Here is a 25,705-nt window from a genome sequence, read left to right on the forward strand (position 1 = left end):
CAGTCAACATTGATAGTGACTGAAACACCGCATTCGCGAGCAAGCCCGCTCCCACATTTTGATCTCTGTTGGGTTTAGTAACCGCGCTGGGTATCGGCGAGGTTTTCCAGCGGCAGATCAGCCAGATACCTTTCCAGATTGCCCAGAAAACTGTCCGCAATATCATGCCGGCTATTGGTCGAAATCGCCGACGTATGTGGCGACACCCTGACCCGGGGATGCCCATACAGCGCATGCCCGTCCGGCAATGGCTCAGGCTCGGTCACATCCAGCGACGCCAGCCCGATATGCCCGCTGTCCAGCGCCTCCAGCAGCGCTTCATGATCCACCAACCCGCCCCGGGCAATGTTGATCAGGTGCAGCCCGGGCTTGGCGCTGCCCAACACCTTACGATCCACAATATGCCGCGTCGCCTCCGTCAACGGCGCAGCCAGCACCAGGTGATCAGCGCGAGCAAACAGGTCATGAATATCCCGCGCCGCTTCCACGCCGTCCACGTCAAACGGTGCCTGACTTTGTCGCAGCGCCACAACCTTGATCCCCAACCCATGCGCCTTTTGCGCCAGGCTGCGGCCAATCGCACCAAACCCGAGAATCCCCAGCGTGGTGCCCTTGAGCGGGCGCAACGCGGTGAATTGCCATTGCGAGTCCTGCACCCAGATAGCCGGCAGGTGCTTGGCCGCTGCGAAGATCGCCGCCAGGGCGAACTCGGCGAGGTTCTCGGCGGCGCTGCCCCGTGAGGTGCTCACCGGCGGCCCGTTGAACAGCCACTTGGGATAGAAGTCGATGCCCGACGACACCACCTGAATCCACTGCACGCCATACGGCCAGCCCGGGGGCGGCGTGTCTGGCGCGGTGTAGCCGCGCACATTGATCGGCCGCGCCAGCAGGATATTGGCCTGGGCCGGCAAGTCGCTGGGTACGCCTGCGGGTACGCCGATCACCTCGGCACCGGGGTGCGTGAGGGCCAGGCGTTGGCGGATCACTGCGTTGAAATCTTCGTCCAGCTGGCTGGCGATAATCACCTGGCTCATGTGTGTTCCTTCTGACGTTGAGCGAAGACGGCTTTGCCGACGCCTTGCAGCACCGCGTCGTTCTGCGGGGTATGCACGCGGCTGCACAGCACGTCGCGGTAATGCCGTTGCAAAGGGCTGTGGCGGGACAAGCCGGGATTGCCGGAGGCCTCGATGGCCAACTCGACCGCGCGGATCGCGTTGCCGGTGACCAGGTATTTGATTTGCGCCGCGTTGGCCGCCGGCGTGTGCCCGTCGGCGGCGGCATCCAGCAGGCTGCGGTTGGCAAACAGCAGGGTGTCGATATGGCCGACGGTTTCCTGAAAGCGCGGCAAGGTCGACAGCGCCGCACCGAGGTTGGACGGCTTGCGCTGTTCCAGCCAGGCCACCAGCCAGTCGCGCGCAGCCTGGGCCACCGCGTCGTACACCGATGAGAGCAGCACCGACATCCACAGGAACCCGTCACCGTCGAGTTCCGCCTGCGGCGCGCTCCACGGGCTGACGCTGACGGCGTGGTCCAGCGGCACCAGCACGTTATCGAATACCACTTCATGGCTGCAGGTGGCACGCATGCCCAGGTGGTCCCAGGTGTCGATGATGCTGATGCCGGGGCTGTCCTTGGGCACCAGCCAGGCGCCTACCAGCGGGTCTTCGTCGCTGCTGCGCGCCCACACGCTGAACCACGTCAGGCCGTGGCTGCCGGTGGAATAGATCTTGCGCCCGCTGATGCGCCACCCCGCCGAGGTACGCCGGGCGATGGTTGCGGGCAGGCCGCCACGGGCCGGGGTGCCGAGGTCGGGCTCCACGCGCAGCGCGTTGATCAATGCGCCATTGCGCACGGCGTCTTCGGCCACTTGCGCGCGCAGGGCGGGCGGCCAGGTTTTGCTGTCTTGCAGGCGAGTGTGTTGCAGGTATTGCATCACCAGGATCAAGGCCGTGGAGGGCTCGCCCTTGGCGATCGCGCTGATGGCTTTGCGCGCCTGGGCCAGGTTGGCGCCGCCACCGCCGAGGGCCTTGGGCACGGTCAGGGCGACCAGGCCGTGTTGGTGCAGCAGCTTGAAGTTGTCGTGGGGGAACGCGCCGCTTTCATCATAAATATGGGCGGTGCCGGCGAGTTGGGCGCCGAGGCGCTCCAGCAAGGCTTCGAAATTGGCCACTTCCACGGAGCGCAGTGACGGTTGAGAAGAAAGGCTCATGGTGTAATCACTCAATTAACGGTAGGAGCGAGCTTGCTCGCGGAAAACCTGAGAGCGCCGCTGGGTGCCAGGTACCCAGCGTCATCGTTAACGACCTTCGCGAGCAAGCTCGCTCCTACAGGGGGACGGTTCATATCGGCAGCAACTTGAACTGCCGATCCCATAACGGGCTCACATCCAGCCGCTCGCTCAACACCCCGGCGTTGAAGAACAAATCCGCCACTTCCTGCTGTGAAGCGATGGCCTGGTCGTTCACCTCGATCACGCTGTAGGGCTGGCTGCGGTTGTTGTACACGTCGAGGAACACTGCTTTATCCACCCCCAGCAACTTCGCCGATTTCTCGGCCCAGGGCTCGGGGTTGTTGTTCATCCATTCCAGGGTGCGCGCCTGGCGCTGCAGGTAATCCTGGATCGCCTGTTTACGCAGCGGGTCTTCCAGCGCGGCGGGGCGGGCGCCGATCAGGTAGTTGCCGGAGAGGTAACCGAGGGCGGTTTTCAGTACCCGCGCGCCGCTGCGGAATTTCGCCAGCTGGATAAACACCCCGTAGATCACCCAGGCGTCGAGCTGGCCGCTCTGGAACGCGCTGAAACCGTCCTGCGGCGTGAGCGCCACCGGGGTGATGTCGTTGAATGTCAGCCCCTGTTCCTTCAAGGCCTTGATCAAAAAATAGTGAGAGGTGGTGGAGCGCACATAGCCCACCCGCTTGCCTTTCAACTGGGCGATGGATTCAAGTTTCGAGTCCTTGGGCACCAGGATTACCTGGTTATTCACGTCGCCTTGTAGCACGGCAATCAGCTTCGGCTCGCGGTGGCTCTGGATCGAGAAAATCGGCGGGATCTCGCTCATGCCGCCAATGTCGAGGCTGCCCGAGGCCAGCGCTTCGACGATCAGGTTGCCGCCGGCAAACTCGGCGTAGTCAACCTTGTAGGGCGTGTTGGAGGTACCGGCGTCGTCGGTGAAGTAGGAGTCCTGGCCACGGTAGGTGGCGACGGCGAGTGTCAGGTCCGACAGCTTCGCAGGCCCTGCGAAAGCGCGTGGCACCAGTGAGGCGAGGCCCAATGCGCCAAGGGCAATCGAACTGGCGCCCAGGAAGCCGCGACGATTGAACTGTCCCTGTTTGATCGTGTTCGTCATGGTCGGGTCCTGGTCAGATAGCGATCTGCGTTGGTTGCGGTTCAAATACGGCGCTGTAGCGGTTGGCCGGCGCGTCCAGGCCAAGGTTTTCCCGCAGGGTGACGCCGCTGTATTCACTGCGGAACAGGCCGCGTTGTTGCAGCACCGGCACCACCAGCTCGGTGAAGTACTGCAAGCCGTCCGGCAGCAATGAATTGATGATGAATCCATCGGCGGCACCGGCTTCGAACCAGGTCTGGATCGCGTCGGCGACTTGCTCCGGGGTGCCGACGAAATCGCGCTTGGGCCGGGAGAAACGCAGGGCCACTTCCCGCAGGGTCAGGCCTTCGTCGCGGGCCAGTTGCTTGATACGGTCGGAGCCGCCTTTCTGGCTGTTGGAGCCCAGCTCACCGAGTTCCGGGAAGGGTTCGTCCAACGGGTATTTGCTGAAATCATGGTCATTGAACGGGCGGCCCAGGGCGACGATTGCATCCTCTACGGTCACCAGTTCCACCGCTTGCTGATAGCGGCTTTCCACCTCGGCCTCATCGCGGCCAACAATCGGCCGGATGCCCGGCAGGATCGACAATTGATCAGCGTCGCGCCCAAAGCTGCGGGCACGTCTTTTCAAGTCCTGGGCGTAGGCTTTTGCCTCGTCGAAGGTCTCGGCGTGGACAAAAATCGCGTCGCTGTTTTCGGCAGCAAAATTGCGCCCGTCCTCGGAGGTGCCCGCCTGGAAAATCACCGGCTGGCCCTGGCGAGAGCGGGCGATATTCAGCGGGCCCTTGACCGAGAAAAACTCGCCCTTGTGCTCCAGCGCATGCAGCTTGCCGGGGGTAAAGAACTCGCCGCTTTGTTTGTTATAGGCGAAGGCATCGTCTTCCCACGAATCCCACAGGCCCTTGACCACGTTCACGTGCTCCTTGGCGATGCGATAGCGCACGGCATGGGGCGGGTGCTCGGCCTTGCCGAAGTTGTCGGCGGTGCCGCTGAGCCACGAGGTGACGACGTTCCAGCCGGCGCGGCCGCCGCTGATGTGGTCCAGGGAGGCGAACTGGCGCGCCACCTGGAACGGTTCGGTGTAGCTGACGGTCACCGTCGCCACCAGGCCGATATTCGAGGTCAAGGCGGCCAGGGCTGAAAGAATGGTCAGTGGCTCAAAACGGTTGAGGTAATGCGGGCTGGATTTTTCATGGATATGCAGGCTGTCGGCGATGAACACGAAATCGAATTTCGCGCCCTCGGCCAGTTGGGTTTGATGCTTGTAGAACCCGAAGTTGACGCTGGCATTGGGTTGCGCCTGCGGATGGCGCCATTCGCCCCAGCCGTGACCGACGCCGTGCACCATGGCACCGAGTTTCAGTTGGCGTTTGCTCATGATCGATCTCCTGTTAGCGGGAAGCTTGGGTAAGGGGGGCACGCTTGGCGTTGAAGCTTTGGTCGAAGCCTTGGGAGACGTCGATGTGTTTGGTCAGCAGGCCTTCTTCCTGGTAGATGTCGGCGGTGGTTTGCAGGCCGCTGATCACCGAGTCGTCAATCGCGACCGGCTGCATATGGGTGTCGTTGGCCACCGCGATATGCACCTCCAGCGGCAAGCCGGTGATCTTGGCCATTGCGGCGGCGTACGCTTTGGGGTGGTCGTTGCTCCAGCGGTAGGCGCGGTCGACCCGGGCGACAAAGTCGTCCAGTTGCACGCGCTTGTCGGCGATTGCCTTGCTGGTGGCCGCGAGGTACAGGTGATTGCTCAGCAGGTTATTGCCGCTGGCGAGGACCTTTGCCTGGCTTTGGCTGGTGACCACGGTGGTGTACGGGTCCCAGGTCGACCAGGCATCGGCGGTACCGTTATCCAGCACCAGCCGTGACTCGCTGGGCAGCAGGAAGATGAACTGCACGTCGTGGGTGGAAAGGCCGGCGCTGCGCAGCGCCTTGATCGCCAGGAAGTGCCCGATGGAGCCGCGGGTGGTGACGATGCGCTTGCCCTTGAGGTCGGCAACGCTGTTGATCGGTGAATCCTTGGGCACGATGATCGCGGTGGTGTTGCGGCCTTCGGCGTGGATGATGCTGACCACTTTCAGCGGTGCACCGGCACCGAGGGCGAACACGTAGGGCGCGTCGCCCAGGGCACCGATATCCACGGCGCCGGCGTTGAGGGCTTCGCCCAACGGCGCGGCGGCGGGGAACTCGGACCATTGGATGGTATAGGGCACATCCTTGGTTTCGCCGGCGACTTCCAGCAGCGCCTTGATGGTGGATTTCTGATTGGCCACCCGTAGCGGCTGCAAGTCAGCGGCCTGGGCGGTGGTGATCAGGCTCAGGGCGAAAGCGCTGCTCAGCAGCAGGCGCTTGAGGGACGTGGCAAATACCATGAGGGGGTGGCTCCAGGCGGGTCTTGAGGTTTTTCGTGTACCTCCGCCTGGAGAAGGGGTCGGTGAGGAGCTAACGTTATGCCTATAAAAAGAGGCTGTGAAAGTCTTTTTGGTTATAAGTTAATTATTAAAATAATTGATTATCTGTTGGTTGATTATTCCTTAATTGCATTCGGCGGGGTGCTTCTCGCCAAGGCGAATACTGCGTCCATGTGCCCGCCGGCGCTTCAAGGTTCGGTGAGCTGAAACCGATAACCCACTCCATACAATGACTCAATGGGCGTTTCCCCAGGGCACGCCTGTTCCAGCTTGCGCCGTAGATTGCGGATATGGCTGTCCACCGTGCGGTCGGTGACTACGCGGTGGTCGGAGTAGATCTTGTCGAGCAGTTGATCACGGGAAAATACCCGGCCGGCGGAGCGCGCAAAGGTGCTGAGCAAGCGCAGTTCGAGGGGCGTGAGGTCCAGTTCGACACCGTCGAGGGACGCGCGGTATTGCGTTTCGTCGATCAGCAGCCGAGGCGGGGCGTTGGCCAGCAGTTGGGGCCCGCGGCGCAGGATGGCCTTGACCCGGGCTACCACCTCGCGCGGGCTGAAAGGCTTGCAGATGTAGTCGTCGGCGCCCAGGTCCAGGCCCAGCAGGCGGTCCACTTCTTCGACGCGTGCCGTAATCATGATGATCGGCACAGAACTGAAACCACGCAGGTCCTGGCAAACTTGCATACCGTCGCGCCCGGGCAGCATCAGGTCGAGCAAAATCAGGCGCGGTGCCTGGGCGCGCACTGTCGGCACCACCTGCAAGCCGTTGTCCAGGCACAGGGTCGGGTAGCCTGCAGCAACCAGATAATCCTGCATCAATGTGGCCAGCTTCGGTTCGTCTTCAACAATCAGGATCGGGCTTTCGTCAGTCATGGTTCAGATATTCCGTGGCAGGCGCAGGCTCAGCCAAAGGCCTCCGAGGGGAGAGTGAGCGGCGCTGAGACTGCCGCCGTGGGCGAGGGCGATGCTCTGACATATCGCCAGCCCCAGGCCGGCACCGCCACTGGCACGGTTGCGAGACGACTCGCCGCGATAGAAACGCTCGAACAGGCGCGGTAGCTGCTCGTCCGAAACCCCGGGGCCGGAGTCCAGGAAGTCGATGCACACATCGGTGCGATCGGTGAAGGCGCGGATGCGCACGACCCCCTTCGGATCGGTATAGCGCACGGCGTTTTCCAAAAGGTTGGAAAACAATTGCTGCAAGCGATTGGCATCGGCCAACAGTTCAAGGGGCTCGGACGGCAGGTCCAGCTCGACGCGCAAGTGGCGTGCGTTCAAGCGCTCCTGGAACATCGACACGCTGGTTTGCAGCAGTTGGTCCAGTACACACGAGTGCTTGCGGTAGGTCAGCGCGCCAACATCCGCCAGGGACAGCTCATAGAGGTCATCCACCAGTTTGCTGAGCATGCTGACCTCACCTTGCAAAGATTTCATCGAGCCTTGGTTCAGGGTGCGGACGCCATCTTCGATGGCCTCCAGCTCGCCGCGCAACACCGACAGCGGGGTGCGCAGTTCGTGGGACACATCAGCCATGAATTCGCGACGCATCTGTTCATTGCGCTCCAGGGTGTAGGCGAGCTGGTTGAAGTCACGTGCCAGTTGGCCCACTTCATCATTGGAGGCCACCGCCACTCGGCTGCTGTAGTCGCCGCTGGCCAGGCGGTGGGTCGCTGCGGCCACCCGTTTGACCGGCTCCAGCAGTGTGCGGGCGATCCACCAGGCAATCAGCATCGCCAGCAGCAGCGAAAAGGCGCCCATGACCAGGCTGGTGCGTAACTGGTATTGCTGGAACCGTTCGCCGCCGGCTTCGGTCACGCTCTGGAACGGGGTCACGGCCAGCCAGCCAACAGTTTCATCGGCCACTACGATCGGACGTAACAGGGCGTCGGTGCCGATATCCGGGTAGCCGTTCACGCGTTTCTTGTGTTTATCCAGTAACGCGATGCGAAACAGGGCGCCCGTCAGATCCGAGGTCATGGGTGTGCGCAAGTCGTTCTTCGCCGGATCTTCGCCGAGTTCGGGCCGCATAATCTCGAACCAGCGATCGGGCTGGTTGCGCAGGAACTCCCAATTGCCCTCACGCACGTAGGCACTGGCCAGGCGCGGCAGCACGGGCGCCATTCGGTCCAGCGCCTGCTCATTGAGATACCCGAGAAAGCCCCGCCCAAAACTCCAGCTGGTCGCCAAGCCCATGCTCAGGATGACCAGCAGCACACCGGCCAGTACCGCAATAAACAGCTTTGTGGAGATACTCAACTTCATGGAGAGGGGCCGTTAAGAATGGATTGGGTCATTTAGGCCCTGGAGGAGAAAAGATTCAACCCAGCCGGGCAATCTTCAATTTTCCTGCACATTTGCCTCGCAGGATGGCGCTGACTCAAGTCATCCCGTCTTGCAGAGGCAGCTATGTCGACGAAAATAATCGCCAAATTCCTGGTAACCGCCGCGGTTCTCTTATCCTTGATCATTCTGGTCATGCTGGGCGGCTGCTCCGGCGGCGAGAAAGCACCTGAAGCGGTCACCCCCAATGTCTCGGTGATCAGCGTAAAACCCCAAAGCCAAGTGCTGACCACCGAGCTTGCGGGGCGCACCCAGGCCTTCATGGTGGCGCAGATTCGTCCGCAAGTCGGTGGCATTGTGCAGCGGCGGCTGTTTGTCGAGGGTGCGGATGTCAAGGTCGGGCAAGCGCTGTACCAATTGGATGCGGCGTCCTATACCGCGGCCCTGGCGCAGTCCAAGGCGAGCCTGGCCAAGTCCCGCGCCACGCTTAAATCGGCGCAGACCACTGCCAGGCGCGACGCCGGACTGGTGAAAATCAATGCCATCAGCCAGCAAGATAACGAAGACGCGCAGGCGACCTTACTGACGGCTGCCGCCGACGTGCAAGTCGCCGAGGCCGACGTCGAAACCGCACGGATCAACCTGGCTTATACGCGTATTACCTCGCCGGTCAGCGGGCGTATTGAAACCTCTACCGTAACCCCAGGGGCGCTGGTGGTGGCCAATCAGGACACTGCACTGACCACGGTGCAGCAGCTCGACCCGATCTATGTGGACGTCACCCAGTCGACCACCGAACTGCTGCGGCTCAAGCGTGACCTGGCCAGCGGCGCCTTGCAATCCAACGGCGAGGGTCAGGCGCGGATCAGCCTGAAACTGGACGACGGCACTACCTATAACCAGCAGGGTCGGCTCAAGGTCAGCGGCGTCAGTGTCAGCGAGGGTATGGGCACCGTCACGCTGCGTGCGCAGTTCCCGAACCCGGACCACCTGCTGCTGCCGGGCATGTATGTGCGCGCGGTGCTGGAACAGGCGCGCGATGACCAGGCCATTCTGATTCCGCAAAAAGCCGTAAACCGCAGCGCCAGTGGCGTGACCACGGCGTTGCTGGTGGTCGACGGCAAGGTTGAACAACGGGAGCTGACCATCGATCGCGCGGTGGGCAATCAGTGGTGGGTCACGGCGGGCCTGAAGGCGGGTGATCAGTTGATCGTCGAAGGCGGGCAAAAAGTTCGTGCTGGCGCTGCAGTACACGCGCAGGACGCCAGTACTCAGGCCGCTACGCCGTCCACTCCTGCGAAGGAGGGTTAAGCGTGGCGCACTTTTTTATTGATCGACCGATTTTCGCCTGGGTCATCGCCATCGTGATCATGCTCGGTGGCGGGCTGTCCATCAGCCAGTTGCCGCTTGAGCAATACCCGGACATCGCACCGCCCACGGTCAAGATTTCTGCCACCTACACCGGGGCCTCGGCCAAGACCGTGGAAGACTCGGTGACCCAGGTCATCGAGCAGCAGATGAAAGGCCTGGATAACCTGACCTATATGTCGGCCACCAGCAGTTCGGCGGGCAGTGCCAGCATCAGTTTGACGTTTACCGCCGGGACCGACCCGGATGTCGCCCAGATGCAGGTACAGAACAAGCTGCAACAAGCCGAGTCGAGACTGCCGCAAACCGTACAAAGCGAAGGCCTGACCGTGACCAAGGGCGGCTCAGACTTCTTGATGATTGTCGCCCTGGCATCGGACGATCCCAGTGTCACCGGCACCCAGATCGGTGACTACATCTCCACCACCTTGCTGGACTCCATCAGCCGAATAGACGGCGTTGGCGATGTGCAGACACTGGGTTCGGGCTACGCCATGCGTATCTGGCTGGACCCCGCCCTGTTGGAAAAGTACGCGTTGATGCCTTCGGATATCAGCAGTGCCCTGGAAGCGCAGAACACCGAAGTCTCTGCGGGGCAGCTCGGTTCCTTGCCGGCAACCAAGGGGCAGCAGTTGAACGCCACGATCAGCGCCCGCAGCAAACTGCAGACCGTCGAAGAATTTCGCAATGTGGTGGTCAAGTCCAGCAGTGATGGGGCAGTGGTGCTGCTGGGCGACGTCGCGACCCTGGAGTTGGGCAGTGAAAGCTACGACATCACTTCGGCCCTTAACGGCAAGCCTGCCGCGGCCATGGGCGTGCAACTGGCGGCAGGCGCCAATGCGCTGAGCGTCGGCGAGGCGGTCAAGGCCAAGCTCAAGGAGATGGAACCGTTCTACCCGACAGAAATGCAGCTTAAAAACGTGATTGCCTACGACACTACGCCGTTTGTCAGCCTGTCCATTGAGGAAGTGGTCAAGGCCTTGGGCGAGGCCATCGTGCTCGTGGTGTTGATCATGTTCCTGTTCCTGCAGAACCTGCGCGCGACGCTGATCCCGGCGATTACCGTACCGGTGGTGCTGTTGGGTACGTTCGGGGTGCTGGCGCTGTTCGGCTACTCAATCAACACCCTGACCATGTTTGCCATGGTCTTGGCGATCGGGTTGCTGGTGGACGACGCCATTGTGGTGGTGGAAAACGTCGAGCGGTTGATGGGTGAGGGGCTGTCGCCCGTGGCTGCCACGCGCCAATCGATGAGTGAAATCAGTAGCGCACTGGTCGGCATCACCCTGGTATTGAGTGCGGTATTTATCCCTATGGCGTTTTTCGGTGGTTCCACCGGGATTATCTATCGGCAGTTTTCGGTGACCATTGTCTCGGCCATGGTCCTGTCGGTGTTGGTGGCGATGACCCTGACACCTGCGCTCTGCGCTTCGTTGCTCAAAACGCACAACGGCCATGGGGAGGGTGTTCAGCACGGGTTCTTCGGATGGTTCAACCGCAGTTTTGAACGTGCCAGTGCCGGTTACGAGCGCTGGGTGGGTGTGGTGTTGCGGCGTTGGGCGCGCAGCCTGCTGCTGTACGGCGTGGTGCTGGTGGTCATGGCGGTGGGCTACATGAGCCTGGCCACTTCGTTCCTGCCGGATGAAGACCAAGGGATCCTGCTGGCGCAGATCCAGTTGCCGGTAGGCGCGACGGACAGCCGCACACAGGCGGTGATCAAGCAGTTCGAGGACTACATCCTGAAACAGCCTGAAGTCGAAGCGATGATCAGTATCAGCGGGCTGGGCATGGGCGGTAACAGTCAGAACACTGCGCGGGCGTTTATCCGCCTCAAGGACTGGGCCGAACGCGGTGGCACCGGCCAGGATGCGGCCTCCATTGCCCAGCGCGCGACCATGGCACTGTCGAGCATCGGTGACGCCGACGCGTTTGTCATGCAGCCCCCGACTGTACGTGGCCTGGGCCAGAGTTCGGGGTTCGACCTGCAACTCAAGGACCTGGGTGGGCTGGGCCATGATGCGTTGGTGGCGGCCCGCGAGCAGTTTCTGGAGCTGGCCAGAAAAGATCCACGCTTGCTGGGGGTTCGCAGCAACGGCCTGGACGATGCGCCGCAGCTCAAGGTCAGCATTGACGACCGCAAAGCCGGAGCGCTGAGCCTGAGTACCAGCGATATCAACACCACCTTGTCGACGGCGTTGGGCGGTACTTACGTGAACGACTTTCTCAACCAGGGCCGGGTGAAAAAAGTCTATGTGCAGGGCCAGGCATCCTCGCGCATGCAGGCTGCGGACCTTGATCATTGGTTTGTGCGCAACAGTAACAGTGAGATGGTGCCGTTCTCGTCCTTTGCCAGCAGCTCCTGGAGTTACGGCTCGCCGTTGCTGGAACGCTACAACGGCAGCGCCTCCCTGGAAATCGTTGGCGACCCTGCGCCAGGGGTGAGCTCCGGGGACGCGATGAACGCGGTGGAAGCCATTGTCCGGCAGTTGCCCCAGGGCATCGGCTACGAGTGGACGGGGCAGTCCTATCAACTGCGACTGTCCGGGTCCCAGGCACCGCTGCTCTACGCAATCTCCGTATTGTTTGTGTTCCTGTGCCTGGCCGCACTCTACGAGAGTTGGTCGGTACCGTTTTCGGTGATTCTGGTGGTGCCCCTCGGGGTGATTGGTGCGGTGCTGGCGACCCGTGTCGCCGGGCTGAGCAACGACGTGTATTTCCAGGTCGGGCTGTTGACCACCGTGGGCCTGGCGGCGAAGAACGCGATTCTGATCGTTGAATTCGCCAAGCACCTGCAAGAGCAGGGCAACAGCGTGATCGACGCGACGTTGATCGCGGTGCGCCAACGCCTGCGGCCGATCCTGATGACGTCCCTGGCGTTCATGTTCGGCGTGTTGCCGCTGGCCCTGAGCACCGGTGCAGGCTCCGCCGGGCGCCAGGCCATTGGTACGGGGGTGTTGGGCGGGATGTTCAGCGCCACAGTGCTGGGGATCTTCTTTGTACCGCTGTTTTTTGTGCTGATCCGTCGCCGTTTTGGCCGCGTGCGCAGCGCTAACCAATCTGCCCCGACAGGTGATGCATGATCAAGTCACACTGGCCTTTGCTGGCCGCCATGGTCCTGGGCGGCTGCGTTAATCTGGCTCCGCAGTATGAGCGTCCTGAAGCCCCAGTCTCGGGGCAATGGCTGCCGGCGGCCAGCCTGCCCAAAGGGCAGGCGAGCGCTGATATCAAATGGCAGCAGTTCTTTACCGACAGCCGCCTGGCGCAGTTGCAGGCGTTGGCGCTGGCCAATAACCGTGACATGCGCCTGGCCAGCCTGAATGTTGAAAAGGCCCAGGCGCAGTACCGCATCAAGCGCGCGGACCTGTTTCCCTCCATTGACGCGAGCGTCAGCGGCACCCATAGCCGTACACCGGCGTCGCTGTCCAGCACCGGCACGGCGGCGACCACTCACGATTACAGCGCGCAATTGGGGCTGAGCAGTTATGAACTGGACGTGTTTGGCCGTGTACGCAACCTTCGGGATGAGGCGCTGGAAGACTATCTCGCGCTGACGGAAACCCGGCGCAGCACGCAAATCAGCCTGGTGGCCGAAGTTGCCACTGCCTGGCTGACCTTGGCCGCCGACAACGAACGGTTGCTGTTGGCCCAGGAGACCCTGACCAGCCAACTGGCCACCTACGACCTGACCCAGCGCAGTTATGCCCTGGGCGGCTCCTCCGCGCTGTCCGTGGCGCAAGCCCAGACCACGGTCGAGTCGGCGAGGGGCGATGTGGCGTCCTACGAGAGCGAGATTCTTCAGGACCGCAATGCCTTGCGCCTGTTGGTCGGCAGTGACCTTCCCGAGGCACTCTTGCCGGGCACACATCTGGAGTCGTCGGCGGTGCTGGTGGAGATACCGGCGGGCCTGCCTTCCAGTCTGTTGCAACAACGCCCGGACGTGCTATCGGCGGAACACACACTCAAGTCCGCCAATATCGACATCGGCGCGGCCCGTGCGGCGTTTTACCCCAGCATCAGCCTGACAGCCAACGCCGGCTCTTCCAGCGCGGCGTTGGCTGGCCTGTTCAAGTCTGGCAGTGGTGCCTGGACCTTTGCCCCGAGCATCAGCGTGCCGATTTTTGACGGCGGGAGTAACCGCGCGACCCTGGATTCGGCCAAGGTCGAACGCGAGATCCAGGTGCAGACCTATCAGCAAACCCTGCAGACCGCATTCCGCGAAGTGGCCGATGCGCTGGCCGTGCGCAGCACCCTGGACCGGCGTATCGCCGCGCAACAGGCGCTGACCGATGCAACCCGCAAAAGCTTCGAACTTTCGGATGCTTTGTACCGAGGCGGTTCGCAAAGCTACCTGGAAGCCCTGGATGCGCAACGCTCGCTCTACAGCGCCCAGCAGGACCTGATCACCCTGCGCCTGACCGAGCAGAGTAACCGCATCACCTTGTACAAAGTGCTGGGGGGCGGTTGGAATTAATGGCCCTGCCACGTGCACACATCACCGCAGCGAAGGAACGGCTTGCGCGCATCAAACCGGATGACTTCTTTCAATGGGGAATAACCATGTATGCCTCTCGTTCCAGTTTAAGCCGTTGCGTTCAGGTGCTGACCTGCGCCTGTTTCATCACGATTTCACCGCCTTCCCGTGCGGATTCCGACACAGACCCATGGGAAGGTATTAACCGACCTATCTTTTCATTCAATGACACGTTGGATACGTATGCGCTGAAACCGCTTGCCCAAGCCTATCAATTTGTCACCCCCCGGGTTGCTCAAGACGGCATTCATAATTTTTTCAACAATCTGGGGGAGGTCAAAAACCTGTCCAACAACTTACTGCAAGCAAAGTTTCATAGTGCCGGTGTGGATACGAGTCGCTTTTTGCTCAACAGCACGATTGGCCTGGTGGGGTTGATCGACGTTGCGACGCCGATGGGGCTGCAGCGCAGTGACGAAGATTTCGGTCAAACCCTCGGTTACTGGGGGGTAAATAGTGGGCCATATCTTGTACTGCCACTGTTGGGGCCAAGCACATTGCGCGATGCGCCGGCCATCCTTCCCGATGCCTACGCCAATCCGGTTCGTTACGTCGGCGACGTCCCTACGCGTAATAGCCTGTATGGCGTGAGCATGATCGATGGGCGGGCTCAATATATAAAATCTGAAAAGCTCATCACGGGCGATAAATACAACTTTATCCGAAGTGTTTATCTGCAACACCGAGCGTTCAGCATTAAGGATGGAAACGTTAAGGACGACTTTTGATCAGGGCCTTTCGACCTTGCGATCACGGTCCTCGCTGACACGATCCAAATGCGCCGCCCATCGAAGCCCAGGCACTGATGGACGGCGGCTGGCGTCAGGCGGCAGTGGATTTCACCCGGGTGTCACTGGCGGTTTCACGAAACAGCCGGGGCGACATGCCAAATGTCGATTTGAAGTGCCGGCTGAAATGCGAACTGCTGCCGTAGCCCCAGGCATAGGCGATCTCGGTCAGGGAACGATGAGCTTGTTCGCGATTGCGCAGGTCTTCGGCGCAACGGGACAGACGACGCTGCCAGATGTATTCGCTGACACTGCACCCCAACTCTTCTTGAAACGCGCGGTGCAAACTGCGCACCGAGCACTGCTCGACGTTGGCGATGCGTTCGATGTTCAGGTCACGGTCTGCCAGGTGGCGCTCGATATAGGCCTTCAGGCGGTTCTGCTTGAAGAAGCGGAAGTCATGTTCGAGTTGCTTTTCGTCTTGTTTGTTCTTCAGCGCATTGTCCAGCAGCCCGGCGATATTGTCGCCGATCAATGCGGCCGAGTGGCTGTTGAGCAACGGATAGTGCTGGTAGGCGTCGCTGATCAGGTGCATCAGCATGCGGCCCAGCCCGTTGCGGCCATTCAGGTGCATGTCGCCGGGGTGTGTCAGTTGTCCGGCGGCGCCCTGGAACAACAGCAGAAAGTGCTCGCAGCCCTGGGTGCTCGTGACGCTGAAGGGTTTGCCGCAGTCGACCAGCAGCATTTCGTCCGGCGCGACGGTGCTGTGTTGCTGGCCTTGCTCGAAGTGACTCACACCGGCCAGTTGAAGTATCAACATGCGGGGGCTGTCGGGTGCGTCAAGTGCCTTGCTCAGGTGGCGTGAATACCGATGGGCACTGGCAGTCATTCGGCAGAAGCGCAGCTGGCCCAGGTCACCGTATTCCAGTCTGCCCTGGAAGTTTGCGTCCTGCAGTGGATCGATGCTGGTGGATTCCAGGCGCTTTATATACTCCGGCGTGCGGCCCAGATGATCGCTCATGAACTCTTTCCACTTCATCAACCGATCGGAGCGAACAACCTGATCGGTGGACACGCAGGCTAGATTATTCATTGTTTCGCCTCTTGTTTTTTGTTTTGGCTGAAGGGGCAGGGTTGGACCCTGCCCGATCTTTTCAGACGATCAGAACGGGTAGTGATGGCCCCCGGCTTGCCAGGTGACCCAATGGGCCCGGGTAAACTCATCCAGGGCATAGTGACCGTTGAAGCGCCCAAGGCCGGAGTTCTTCTCACCTCCGAACGGCGCGTTGGGCTGATCATCGACGGTGATGTCGTTGATATGGGTCATGCCCGCCACGATGCCCCGGGCAAAGCTCAGGCCGCGCGCCATGTCACGCGTAAACACCGCACTGGACAGACCGTATTCGCTTGCGTTGGCCAACTCAAGGGCGTGGGCCTGATTTTCTGCCACCATCAGCGGCAGCAACGGCCCGAAGGTTTCATCGCGGGCCAGGGCCTGGTCGGCGCCCACTTCGCCGAAGACATGGGGGGGCAGCACCAGCCCGCGTGCCTGGCCTCCACACAATTGCTTGAGACCGGCACGCTCGGCGGCGTCGATCTTCCCCAGCAGGCCATCGAGCTGACTCTGGTTGACCACCGGCCCGATCACCGTGTCGGCCTTGGCCGGATCGCCGGTCTTGAGATTGCGCACGCGCTCGACCACCAGCGCCGCGAAGTCGGCATACAGTGAACGATCCACAATGACCCGATTGACGCTCATGCAGATCTGGCCCTGATGCAGGAAGCGCCCAACCACTGCGGCATGCGCGGCTATCTCGATGTCCGCATCATCAAGTACCACCAGCGGCGCGTTACCGCCCAGCTCCAGCGCCACCCGCTTGATGTGTTTGCCGCCGGTGGCGATGCGTCCGACATTGCGTCCCACATCGGTGGAGCCGGTGAAGGAGATCAGGCTCGGTATCGGGTGCTCGACGAACGCATCGCCAATCTCCGAACCTGCACCGACCACCACGTTCAGCGAACCTGCGGGGAACCCGGCTTCTTCGAACAGGTGGGCAATCAGCAGGCCACCGGTGACCGCCGTGTCACTGGCCGGCTTGAGTACCACGGTGTTGCCCAGCGCCAGTGCCGGCACCACCGAGCGCATGCTCAGGTACAACGGGAAGTTCCACGGGCTGATCACACCGACCACCCCCAGTGGCTCGCGAAACACGAAGCTCTGTTCGCCAGGCTTGTAGCTGGTCAGGATCCGGCCCTCAACCTGCATCGGCAGCGTTGCGCACTCGCGCACCAGGTTGAGGGTGAACTGCCATTCCATGCCCGCTTTGATACGGGTACTGCCGGACTCACGGATCAGCCAGTCGATGATCTCTTCGCGACGGTTCTGGATGACGTGGGCGAGTTTTTCCAACTGTGCACTGCGCTGGGTCGGGTGCAGTGCTGCCCAATCGGTTTGCGCGCGCAGGGCGGCCTGGTAGGCGTCGTCCAGATCGGCCACCGAAGCCAAGGGCATTTGCAGCAAGGATTCACCGTTGAAAGGGTTGCGGTCGTCCAGGCGTCGTGCAGAACGACCTGTACGCCAGGTGCCGTTGATGTATTGGTCGCCGTTGATGGCGTAGGCCGCGATGATTGGAGTTGTCATAGTCTTACCTTAGAGGCAGGTAGCCGCGTCAATTTAGGGGGAGGAGAGGGCAGGCCCTGTGGTTGAACGTATTCAGCTTCGGATCCAGGCGCGTCCCCAGGAGTTGAGGGTGTATTCCTCTTGCGGCCAGGTGCCAGGCGGGCGAGTGGCCTCGGTGATTTGCAGCTCGGCCGAGAACTCCAGGCGGTTGCGATCGGCATCGACCACCATGAAGAACAGGTTGTTGCCCGGACCATGTCGGCCCGGGCCGAAAAACAACGTAATCCGTTCCTTGGCGAAACGGTCGCCCCAGTCACGAATGTCGTTCCATTCGTTGGTTTCGTAGCAGTGGTGGTCCCATTCGTTTTTCGAACCGCGGAAAAACGTCAGCGAATGGTGCTCATCGTCCGAACGCAGGAAGCAGGTGGTGAGCTGGCCGCTCTGTTCGTCCACCACATTGTCCGAGACGGTGAACCCCACTGTGTTGACGTAGAAGTCGATCATCGCTTCCAGCTCGGTGGTCTGAAACACCACATGCTGCAGGCGTCCCGGCATGCCCTTTGGGGTGGCCATGGACGCGTTGCGGGCTACGCCAAAGACGGTTTGCCGTCCCTGGGGATCACGGATTTGAAAGGCGCCCGCTTCCAGCAACGGCGAGTCGAGCGGCTGGACGTTGCACCCTTTGCCGACCAGGCGCGTGTGCAGTTCGCTCAAGCGCGCCTGGCTGCCCACGTCGTACGCAGCGGCGAGCAGGCCGCTATGGTCGGCGGGCGAAACCAGCATGGCTCGCTGGGGCCCCTGGAGCAGCCAACTGCCGTCAGCTTGCGCCAGGCCGTCCATGTCCAGCAGGCATCGATAGAACTCGACTTGCTGCTGTGGATCTTTGCTTGCCAGGTGCAGATAGCACAGGCGTGCGGGTGTGGAAGTCTGCAAGGTTTGCATAAACACCTCTGGGGCTTAAGGTTCAGGGGTAGACGGGCGCCATGCGTGGCTGATCCGCGCAGTTGTTCGTCAGGGTGATACCGAACAGCGACTGCAATGAGTCTGCGGCCTGGTTTTGGGTGGCCATGTCGAAGATGGCGGCGACATAGCGATCCGGGCGCAGCAGCAGAAACGTGTTGCTGTCGCCGAGCAGGCCCTTGAGTGCATCTTCGCGGTCTTGCAGCACGGTGCAGCCTGGGAACGATGGCAGTGCCTGCCAGTGCGCGGGCAGGATCAGAATGCGCTTGGCCTCCAGGTGGTCCCAAATGCCGTGGTGAAGTTCATCAAGACGCTGGTGGGCAGGGTCGCCATATTGAATAAGGGCAAAGCCGCCACCGAGGGTCGCGTCCAGCAGGTGGGCGTGGCCTTGGGCGTCGGTCAGCAGCGGCTGAGGAAACATCTGCCCACAGGCCAGCGTTCCCGCCTTGCCTTCGGGCAGCACCAGACCTTTGGTATACCGCGGTTTGGGCTTGAAGCGCATTTGCAGGAAATAGTCGCGCAGCGGCGGCACCAGGCCTATCAACGCGAAGGCCGCGCTGATCAGGCGCCCCCGCAGCACGGTGGCCGGGGCCATCACCACGCCAAGGTTCAGCGCCAGCTTGATCAAGGCCCAGGCATGGTCACGCCGCTCGCTTTCGTAGGACAGCAGGGCGCTCGCGGCCATTTGCCCTTTGAGTACGCCGATCAGCTTCCAGCCAAGATTGTGGGCATCACGAACGCCGCTGTTCATCCCCTGCCCGGCGTAGGGTGGGGTCAAGTGCGCGGCATCGCCGGCGAGAAATACGCGGCCCACTTGCCAACGCTCGGCAACGCGGGCATGAAAGGTGTAGACCGTCTTGCGCACGATGGACACCGGGGCGTCACCCTTGAACGGGCGAAGGAGTGCCTGCAGGTACTCGGGGGTGAGCGCCTGCGCATCGGTTTCCCCAGGCTTGAGCAGGAATTCGAAGCGCCGTGTGCGGTGCGGGCCGGGTACTTCCACAACGGGGCGCCGAGCATCGCAGTAGACGCGGGTCTGCCAGAACGGGTCGTCGTCCTGGTCGGTATCCACCACCAGCCAGCGTGAGGAAAAGCTCGACCCGACCATCTCGATTCCCAGTTGCTTGCGCACCGGGCTGCGCCCGCCATCGCAGGCGATCAGGTAACTGGCCTTGACGTCGAGCAGTTGGCCATCGGCATCCATGACCAGTGCACGTACGCCATGCTGATCTTGAGTAAACTCCAGCAGTTCGTGACTGAAGCGTGCGGTCAGGCTCGCAAAGCGCTCAAGGCCGGTCTTCAGCGTGCTTTCGAACAACGGCTGGCGAAAGGCATTCCGTTTGGGAAAACCATACAACTTGCCGGTGGGCTCGACCTTGCCAAAGCAACGGCCGCCGGGGCGGGTGAAGTAATGCACACCGTAGCCGGGCACCACGTCGCGCAATACGGCGTCATCCAGCCCGATGGCCTGCATGGTGCGCAAGGATTCGTCGTCGATCGAAACGGCGCGTGGCTCGGTCACGGTGCCGGGTTTGCGGTCTATGATCAGGGTGTCGACATTGGCCTGGCCGAGCAGGTTGGCCAGGGTCAGTCCGGTGGGGCCGGCACCGATGATCAGCACTTGAGTGCTGAGGCTGTTGAGGGTTGTCATTATTATTCCCTTCCAAAGGTTTCATTCCGGCTGCCGGGGGCTATGGGTGAGCGCCGCCATGCATTGCGACAGCGCCTGCGCGAGGGCCAGCATCTGTGCCCCTTGTTGCGCTTCCTGGGCGATGTCGCGCGTCTGAATCGGACGAACGCAACTGATACTCCCCACCACCTTGCCGTCGCTGTCGAAGACCGGCGCCGCCAGCCCGTAGACGCCTGGATCAATTTCAGCCGCGCTGGCGACATACCCCTGGCGGCGCAGTTGCTGCAGTGAGCGGCGGAACTGTTCCCAGGTGTGGCCCAGGTGGCTGGCGCGCACTTCATCGGGGTTGTCCAGGAACAGTTGGCTGTGCTGGCGCGAGGTCATGTTGGCGAGGATCGCTTTCGATGTCGCACCGAGGAACAGCGGCCTGGGTGAGCCACGGGAATAGCTGACCTCACTGAACAACTCGCCATGCTGGTGGATACACACCACCTGGTCCTTGAACAGCCGGCAGATCAGCCATACCTGCTGCTCGCTCCAGCGTGGCAGGTCGTGTTCCAGCGCCTGCGCTGCGCGTACCAGAGGGTCGCTCAGGCGCAGTTGGCGGTCCCAGGTGATAATCCGTGCACCCAAGGCGTAGCGCCCGGCCTCGACCTGAAACAACAGGTTTGCCTCGGCCAGTTCGCGAACGTAGCGGTAGATGGTTGAGCGGGTATAACCCAGCTCTGCGCCCATTTCGTCGACTGCCCAGATTGGGCTGGCTTCGGTGAACAAATCCAGCACCCGCAGCATGCGCTCCAGGCTCGAGCCTTTGCTATCGGCGTCCTGCTCGGGCAGGTGTTCTGATTCAGACAATGGATTCATGGCTTACTGCTCGTCGGCGATGCTATTGCGCAGAATGCCGATGCCGGATATTTCGACTTCGACGGTATCGCCTGGCTTCATCCATACCGGCGGCTCGCGGAAGGCGCCGACGCCACCGGTGGTACCGCTGACAATCACATCGCCGGGCGCCAGTTCGGTGAACGTGGAGCAGTACTCGATCAGCTGGCGCACATCGAAAATCATGTCGCTGGTGCGGGTGTGTTGCATCACTTCGCCGTTCAGGCGGGTGGTCAATTCCAGGTCCTGCGGGTCGCCGAGCTCATCCTGGGTCACCAGCCAGGGACCGAAGCCACCGGTGTTCGGAAAGTTCTTGCCCGGCACGAACTGGATGGTGTGTTTCTGCCAGTCGCGCACGCTGCCATCGTTGTAGCAGGCATAACCGGCCACATAGTCCAGCGCATCCACGGCGTTGACGTGCCGTGCAGGTTTGCCAATAACCACGGCGAGCTCGCCTTCGAAATCCAGTTTGTGCGAAGCCTTCGGACGAATGATGGGTTGCAGGTGCGCCACCTGGCTGTCGGCGAAACGCGTGAAGATCATCGGGTAGGTCGGCATTTGACGGCCGGTTTCACGCACATGGGTGGCGTAGTTGATGCCGATGCACAGCACTTTGCCGGGGTTCGCGATTACCGGCAGGAACGTCACGTCCGCCAACGCTACGCGTGGCAATGGTGCCAGGATGGCCTGAGTCAGTTCGCCCAGGCGGTTGGCGGCGATGGCCTGCTTGAGGTCAGTGCCAAAGGTGGATTTGACCGACTCCAGGTCAATCACCTGATCACCTTCAACCACACCGTAGCTCGTACGGCCTTGAACGATAAAACTCGCGAATTTCATGAAGTGTCCTCGCAGAAAGCGGAGTGGGAGATGGGTTGCAATGGCCTTAATCTAGTCTTGCGATTTAATCCTGTAAAGTGGGATTTATACATAAATCCTGCAATACGGAATAATCGTGTTTTTTCTGTTCGGTGATCGGATCGATGCCTGAAACGCCAAATAGCCCGTGCCCTTCCAGCGTCTGGATGGCTACGGGCGTTTCGATTGGAGGAGGTGAGGTGCGTTGCTGAGTTAGCGCGGCGCCCAGCAGCCGTGCAGCGACATACGCATGCGAAACGGAACTTTGATGCGGGCGATGGGGCCGGCCGCCATGTCAGTGGAGTCCAGCACCACCAGCTCGGTGCGGCCTTCGGCAATCAGATTGAGTAGGCAGACGACGTAGCCATCGCCTTCCGCCGCCTCGGCGGAGCGTGGAATGAAAATGGGTTCCTGGAAGCAGGCGCTGTCTCCGGGAAACCAGGCATCGGTGACGCCGGTTGTCAGGTTGAGGTGAACCAGCAGGTTAAAGAACTGAAACGGCATCGGCCCGTTCGCCGAGTCATAAGGCCGCTGCGGATCGAAGGCGAGCAGGAACCCGTGTTCATATTTACGGCCGATGTAGCGATCATCACAGCGTGGAAACTCGCAGGGGTAGTCCGTCAGTGGCTGGGGTTGCAGTTCATCCTGTGCGCTGTTCAGGTCAAACACCCAGCGCATCAGGCTTGCCGCCAAGGTTTCCGGCGGCGGTACGAAACCGTCCGCCTGGGGGAAGAAGTAGAAGATGTTGCCGCCGGTGCCTGGCATGTCCAGATAGACTTTGCCGTCTTCGTCGAACGCATTCAGCGTGTGGCCCTGGAAGCCGTCCTTGGGCCCCTTGAACCAGCGCACGTCCCGCGCGTGCCCGTGGCGGGGTATTACCGCAAAAAGCTGGGGCAGTTCGGGCTGCCACTGGAAATGCTGGCCGCCCTTTTTCATGCGTTCGACGTCCACCGTCAGGGGTATCAGCGGGAACACCAGATAATGCTCGGTGACCGCGAAGTCGTGGACCATCGCGGCGTAGGGCGCCTGGAACCAGATCTCATGCAGCAGTTTTCCCTGCGGCGAAATTTCGAAATAGGCCATGTCGGGTGTGCCGTCACCTTTGGCCTCGTAACTGAAGGCCAGCAGGTTTCCGGTGACCGGGTCGAGCTTGGGGTGGGCAGTGAACGTCGCTGAGTGGATCTGCCCGTCGAAATTCCACTCGCCGAGGGTCTCCAGCGTTTGTGGGTCCAGCGCCCAAGGCATGGCATCCTCCTTGAGTGCCAGCAGGACGTTGTTGTGCGGGATCACGGAGGTGTTGGCGGTGGTGTTGTTTTTTGCCGCAAGCGGGTCGTTGGTGTAGGCGTTGCGGTACACACCATTGAGCGAACGTCCTTCACGGCGTTGAGCGGCCAGTCGGTCGGTCAGCACATAGCGGCGGCGCAATGAGACCTTGCCATCGGCAAAGTAAAAACCGCTGACCAGGGCGTCGCCGTTGAAGAAAATATCGGTGCCCAGCATGGGCGGGTATTGCGGGTCCGGTGACACCTGATAAAAGGTGCCACGGATCGCTTCGGGGATCGTGCCTTCGACCTCAAGGTCGTACACCTCGCCCTCTACGCGGCTGGGTGTATACAGCGTTCCGGAAAATTCGGGGGTGTTGGGGAATGGAGTATTCATCGCTTCACCTCATTGATCGGTTTCGTTAACGACATTCACGCGGATTGCGTCGAGAGCACCTGCCCACAAGGTTTCACGCCTCGACGGAAGCGGGCCACCACCAGGCACGAGATGATCAAGGCCAGTACATAAGCGCAAGCGGCGAGCCAGCCCACCGCGCGGAAGTGCCCGTCGCCGACCACCAGCGCGGCGCCAAATGGGCCAAGCCCTTGACCGACGAAAATCGCGGCGTTGCCCAGGCCTGCCAATCGACCGGAGGGGTCCAGTTCTGCGGCCATGGAAAGCAGATACGGCAAGCTGAAAAACCACACCATATGAATCAGGCAAGCCGTGGTGGCGAACGCAACGGTACTGTCGCCGTAGACCATGATCAGCGTCGCCAGTAACGCGGTACCGAAGCTCAACAGCTGCGGGAACAGCAAGCCCAAGCGCCGCCCGATCAGCCCGGAGAGACCTGCACCCAGGGCGCCGGCCAGGATACTGCCACCGAGGATGGCACCGATCTGCTGGGGCTCCAGGCCCAGACTCTTGCCGATTCGCTCCTGATACACCCACAGGGCGGAATGCCCGAAGAACAACAGTGCAAAAAGTGCAATCAGCAGCATAGCGGTCAGCCCGAACGGCCGGGCTGCACCGTGGGCAATGCGGTGGGCGTCTGAGTAGTGCCGGGGTATTCTCCAGCAACCCAGTGCGGCGAGCAGGCTGGTGATAGCCAGCAGGAAAAACGCAGCTTGCACCCCAAACGCCTGTAAGAGCAGGGGCATGGACATCACCAGCAGCATGCCCCAGAGCAGGTTGCCGATATTGATCACGGCAAACGTCGCATCTTTCGACCTGCGCAGTGCAGCGGTCGCATACACCACCGCCATGACCGCGCCACCGCTGGCGCCGCAGATAATCCTGAAAGCCACCAGCCACGCCTGGCTGTGAAGCTGGGTGCTGACCAGGTTGCCGGCGGCCAGTATCAACAAGGCAACCAGTGCAAAGCGGCGCCGATCGACACGTGCCATAAGCAGGGCACATACGCCGCAGGCGATGGCCATCGCGATCAGCTCGGCGGCGAAAATCACGCCGATGGCATTGAGCGGCACCCCCAGTTGATCAATCAACGCGCCACCCAGAATCGGCTGGATCTGCAGCGTTCCCAGGGAAATGACCATCATCAGGCAAATAGCGCCCAGTGATTTCTTGCTGTCGATGGAGTTGAGCGCATTCATCAAACATCACCTCAGTCAGAACTTGTGAACGTAGCGAACCTGCACGGCGTAATCGGTTTTGCTGCGGTTTTCCACGCCGGTTTCTTTATAGGTATTGAGCCAGAACGCCTTGTCCTCGGTCATTTTCCAGAACAGGCCGGGGCCAATGCCCAGTACTTTCTCCCGAGAATTGCTCAGGCGATCGCCGTTGACCTGGTCATCGGAAATCTGCCTGAAGTAATAGCCGTTGATCCCCACCGAGACCTTCGGGAACACCTCGTACGAGGCCGTAAAGTTGGCCCAGGCGGACTGCCCGGATTGGGTGTCGCGTACCGGTCGTCCTTCAAAGACCTGTGCCGAACTGCTGGCCGGGTCGTCGTTCTTGAAGTTGTACAGGTAATTCAAGCGCCAGCTCATTTCCCAGCGTGGCGCCGGCATCCAGGTTGCGGCCCAGTAGGGGTTGAAGGAGAAGTAATTGGAGCCGGGGTTCAAATCCTTGTGTTTGTCGTACTTGCCGGTGGGCAGGATCGTATCGAAGGCCACGCGCTGCACAAACACCGGCCGGCCCTCGGCGTTGACGATCGGGTCGAACTGGATCTGCGGGCCGACGGTGACGTCACCCAGACCGACCCCGTTGTCCTTGAGTTTGGCGCCGTTGTCGCCAAAGTCGCCGTCCAGGGAGACCACGGGGACCAAGAGGCTCCAGCCCAGGTGCGCGCCGCCGCCGATGGTGTTGGGTGAGTAATAGCTGAATTGGTTGATCAGGGTAATGACATTGATTTTCGGGTTATCGAAGTTGCGGTTGTCCTTGCCGCCATTGTCACGAATGCTGCTGGACGTACTGAACTTCAGATAGGTCTGATGCGTCAGTCCGGGTGGCCCCGCGAACCCGTCGTAGAAGCTGGTACCGCCAAGGTTGATACCGCTGGGCTGACTGACGGAGGGCGGAGGAGGGCCTTCTGCAGCATAGGCGGCAAGTGATACGCAGCTGAGAGCCAGGCACGCTGGCAAGGATGATGTCAGTCTCATTGACGTCGCTCTATTATTGGAGTTGTGAGCTGGGGTTGCTTCCCCTGGCGCTTCAACTTTAATTCTTGAGCTTTGCTGCTGCTTGAACACATCGGTCAGAGTTGACTGAGAGCGTCATGTTGAAGGAGGCATGATCTCTAGCGAACCAACACAGCGCAATGCCGGTATAAGTGGCTGGCGCAGCTCGATGCTGGAGATTTTGGCGCCGGGGGTGGGGGCGGCCTTCGCCTGGAGAGGGGG

The 25,705-nt window shown here is 61.2% G+C and carries 20 protein-coding genes and 1 pseudogene; 4 read left to right on the forward strand and 17 right to left on the reverse strand.

What is annotated here, in order from left to right; all coding sequences use genetic code 11:
* Nucleotides 1–74: 74 nt before the first annotated feature.
* From CEC48_RS27125 to baeS, 8 genes and pseudogenes are all read right to left on the reverse strand, one after another.
* On the reverse strand, nucleotides 75–1,034 hold the full coding sequence (locus CEC48_RS27125) for a D-isomer specific 2-hydroxyacid dehydrogenase family protein (RefSeq protein ID WP_088426521.1): 960 nt from the start codon (nucleotides 1,032–1,034) through the stop codon (nucleotides 75–77).
* Nucleotides 1,031–2,209: an acyl-CoA dehydrogenase family protein gene (locus tag CEC48_RS27130; RefSeq protein ID WP_088426522.1), complete on the reverse strand. Its 1,179-nt coding sequence runs from the start codon at nucleotides 2,207–2,209 to the stop codon at nucleotides 1,031–1,033. The genes CEC48_RS27125 and CEC48_RS27130 overlap by 4 nt, the downstream gene beginning before the upstream one ends.
* Nucleotides 2,210–2,226: 17 nt before the next feature.
* Nucleotides 2,227–2,343, reverse strand: a pseudogene (locus CEC48_RS31980) (outer membrane lipoprotein carrier protein LolA); the annotation flags it as partial.
* On the reverse strand, nucleotides 2,340–3,344 hold the full coding sequence (locus CEC48_RS27135; RefSeq protein WP_088426523.1) for an ABC transporter substrate-binding protein: 1,005 nt from the start codon (nucleotides 3,342–3,344) through the stop codon (nucleotides 2,340–2,342). The gene CEC48_RS27135 and the pseudogene CEC48_RS31980, both read right to left, overlap by 4 nt.
* 13 nt (nucleotides 3,345–3,357) lie before the next feature.
* Complete coding sequence (locus tag CEC48_RS27140) at nucleotides 3,358–4,701, reverse strand: LLM class flavin-dependent oxidoreductase (protein WP_088426524.1); 1,344 nt, start codon at nucleotides 4,699–4,701, stop codon at nucleotides 3,358–3,360.
* 13 nt (nucleotides 4,702–4,714) lie between these two features.
* The gene (locus CEC48_RS27145) at nucleotides 4,715–5,689 is read right to left on the reverse strand and encodes an ABC transporter substrate-binding protein (protein ID WP_088426525.1); all 975 of its coding nucleotides are present in this window, start codon (nucleotides 5,687–5,689) and stop codon (nucleotides 4,715–4,717) included.
* A gap of 227 nt (nucleotides 5,690–5,916) precedes the next feature.
* Complete coding sequence (locus tag CEC48_RS27150; protein WP_088426526.1) at nucleotides 5,917–6,600, reverse strand: response regulator; 684 nt, start codon at nucleotides 6,598–6,600, stop codon at nucleotides 5,917–5,919.
* A gap of 3 nt (nucleotides 6,601–6,603) precedes the next feature.
* Complete coding sequence (baeS, locus tag CEC48_RS27155) at nucleotides 6,604–7,989, reverse strand: sensor histidine kinase efflux regulator BaeS (RefSeq protein ID WP_088426527.1); 1,386 nt, start codon at nucleotides 7,987–7,989, stop codon at nucleotides 6,604–6,606.
* Between the two features lie 144 nt (nucleotides 7,990–8,133).
* On the opposite strand from baeS, the gene CEC48_RS27160 reads away from it, so the two are divergent.
* The 4 genes from CEC48_RS27160 to CEC48_RS27175 all read left to right on the forward strand — a co-directional run bounded on the left by CEC48_RS27160 (nucleotide 8,134) and on the right by CEC48_RS27175 (nucleotide 14,634).
* Nucleotides 8,134–9,318: an efflux RND transporter periplasmic adaptor subunit gene (locus CEC48_RS27160; protein WP_088426528.1), complete on the forward strand. Its 1,185-nt coding sequence runs from the start codon at nucleotides 8,134–8,136 to the stop codon at nucleotides 9,316–9,318.
* A 2-nt stretch (nucleotides 9,319–9,320) separates the two neighbouring features.
* On the forward strand, nucleotides 9,321–12,455 hold the full coding sequence (locus tag CEC48_RS27165; RefSeq protein ID WP_088426529.1) for an efflux RND transporter permease subunit: 3,135 nt from the start codon (nucleotides 9,321–9,323) through the stop codon (nucleotides 12,453–12,455).
* Nucleotides 12,452–13,846: an efflux transporter outer membrane subunit gene (locus tag CEC48_RS27170; RefSeq protein ID WP_088426530.1), complete on the forward strand. Its 1,395-nt coding sequence runs from the start codon at nucleotides 12,452–12,454 to the stop codon at nucleotides 13,844–13,846. The genes CEC48_RS27165 and CEC48_RS27170 overlap by 4 nt, the downstream gene beginning before the upstream one ends.
* A gap of 86 nt (nucleotides 13,847–13,932) precedes the next feature.
* Nucleotides 13,933–14,634, forward strand: a complete 702-nt coding sequence (locus tag CEC48_RS27175) for a VacJ family lipoprotein (protein ID WP_176438792.1) — start codon at nucleotides 13,933–13,935, stop codon at nucleotides 14,632–14,634.
* Between the two features lie 94 nt (nucleotides 14,635–14,728).
* Here CEC48_RS27175 and CEC48_RS27180 read toward each other — a convergent pair whose 3' ends face one another.
* The 9 genes from CEC48_RS27180 to CEC48_RS27220 form a co-directional block, all read right to left on the reverse strand.
* Entirely contained in the window at nucleotides 14,729–15,727 is a 999-nt protein-coding gene (locus tag CEC48_RS27180) for a helix-turn-helix domain-containing protein (RefSeq protein WP_088426532.1), read from the reverse strand.
* Between the two features lie 69 nt (nucleotides 15,728–15,796).
* Nucleotides 15,797–17,275 carry an aldehyde dehydrogenase family protein gene (locus tag CEC48_RS27185; protein WP_088426533.1) on the reverse strand — a complete coding sequence of 493 codons (1,479 nt, stop codon included), beginning with the start codon at nucleotides 17,273–17,275 and terminating at the stop codon, nucleotides 15,797–15,799.
* Nucleotides 17,276–17,347: 72 nt separating this feature from the next.
* A complete protein-coding gene (locus CEC48_RS27190) occupies nucleotides 17,348–18,196 on the reverse strand; it encodes a VOC family protein (RefSeq protein ID WP_088426534.1) in 849 nt (282 codons plus the stop codon).
* Nucleotides 18,197–18,218: 22 nt separating this feature from the next.
* Nucleotides 18,219–19,865: a bifunctional 3-(3-hydroxy-phenyl)propionate/3-hydroxycinnamic acid hydroxylase gene (locus CEC48_RS27195; RefSeq protein ID WP_088426535.1), complete on the reverse strand. Its 1,647-nt coding sequence runs from the start codon at nucleotides 19,863–19,865 to the stop codon at nucleotides 18,219–18,221.
* A 21-nt stretch (nucleotides 19,866–19,886) separates the two neighbouring features.
* Entirely contained in the window at nucleotides 19,887–20,708 is an 822-nt protein-coding gene (locus CEC48_RS27200; protein ID WP_088426536.1) for an IclR family transcriptional regulator, read from the reverse strand.
* A 3-nt stretch (nucleotides 20,709–20,711) separates the two neighbouring features.
* A complete protein-coding gene (locus CEC48_RS27205) occupies nucleotides 20,712–21,563 on the reverse strand; it encodes a fumarylacetoacetate hydrolase family protein (protein ID WP_088426537.1) in 852 nt (283 codons plus the stop codon).
* A 231-nt stretch (nucleotides 21,564–21,794) separates the two neighbouring features.
* Nucleotides 21,795–23,240: a carotenoid oxygenase family protein gene (locus tag CEC48_RS27210; protein ID WP_088426538.1), complete on the reverse strand. Its 1,446-nt coding sequence runs from the start codon at nucleotides 23,238–23,240 to the stop codon at nucleotides 21,795–21,797.
* 35 nt (nucleotides 23,241–23,275) lie between these two features.
* A complete protein-coding gene (locus CEC48_RS27215; protein ID WP_088426539.1) occupies nucleotides 23,276–24,457 on the reverse strand; it encodes an MFS transporter in 1,182 nt (393 codons plus the stop codon).
* Nucleotides 24,458–24,472: 15 nt separating this feature from the next.
* Entirely contained in the window at nucleotides 24,473–25,465 is a 993-nt protein-coding gene (locus CEC48_RS27220) for a transporter (RefSeq protein ID WP_088426540.1), read from the reverse strand.
* Nucleotides 25,466–25,705: the final 240 nt, after the last annotated feature.

It is taken from the genome of Pseudomonas sp. K2I15 (genome assembly GCF_002204795.1).
GTDB lineage: Bacteria > Pseudomonadota > Gammaproteobacteria > Pseudomonadales > Pseudomonadaceae > Aquipseudomonas.